This window comes from Ferrovum myxofaciens (genome assembly GCF_000735045.1).
In the GTDB taxonomy this organism is placed as follows: Bacteria; Pseudomonadota; Gammaproteobacteria; order Burkholderiales; family Ferrovaceae; genus Ferrovum; species Ferrovum myxofaciens.
The window spans coordinates 1-882 of the sequence record NZ_JPOQ01000526.1 but is presented as its reverse complement, the minus strand read 5'-3'; the positions used below and the strand labels follow the sequence as shown (position 1 = coordinate 882).

The 882-nt window shown below is 50.0% G+C and carries 1 tRNA gene; it reads left to right on the top strand.

The window, feature by feature from the left end:
- Positions 1-319: 319 nt before the first annotated feature.
- A tRNA-Glu gene (locus tag IV91_RS0114920) sits at positions 320-395 on the top strand.
- The last annotated feature ends 487 nt before the right edge of the window (positions 396-882 follow it).

The window sequence follows — 882 nt, the reverse complement described above, 5'->3', positions numbered from 1 at the left end:
AACTACGTTCAGGTTGCTCTTGTATTTTATGGTGTAATCGCTCATGTACTAATTATACAGATGCTAGATATATAATGCAAGACAAATCTAAGTCAAAACCAACTTCCCGCTTTCCTCCCCATGGCTCACCTTGTGCGCAAAGCGACAGCGAAAGCGAGGGGATTCTCGCGGTGTGGGGTTGAACAGGACAACTGTATATTGCTTGTCTGGCACGTCATTTTAAAGAGCCGTTCAATCCTCTTGGCAAACCGGCAAAAGTCAGATAGAATTGCGCTTCTCTACAATATCGATCAAAAGATATTGACCTTTCGAGGTGTCTGTCCCCATCGTCTAGAGGCCTAGGACATCGCCCTTTCACGGCGGTAACCGGGGTTCGAATCCCCGTGGGGACGCCAATAAAATCAAGTAGTTAGAGAAATAATCAGACGGGTTTTTCCTCCGTACGGACTCAGTACGGAAAAGCTGTTCCAGTTTCATGGTTTTTACCGGGTTTCAGGATCAAGGTAGATTGCATGATACGGTTTTCAGGATCAGACTTGGCTTAGGGTGAGTTTCGTCACAGTGACATAACCCCGGTATGGTGCTGGTGGAGGAGCCATAGACTTCTGCGCACACCTGTTGTCTCCCGCACTAAATCGCGATCCACCGGCTATTTTTTCTCGTAATACGCCACCGTAAAGAAGTAGGGGGTGGTGAAGGAATACGAGCGGGGAGAGTGCAGACCGGAGTGGTCATTGGACGGATCGTGCCTGTATCGTTGACATCCTCCCCGGCATGAATGCCGGAGATTCCTACGGCGCTACACAAGGGCAAGCCCCTGTGTAGTCGCTTCGGCGGGTTCCTGCTTCACGGAACGGCCTGATTGCGCCAATTCTCCACAGG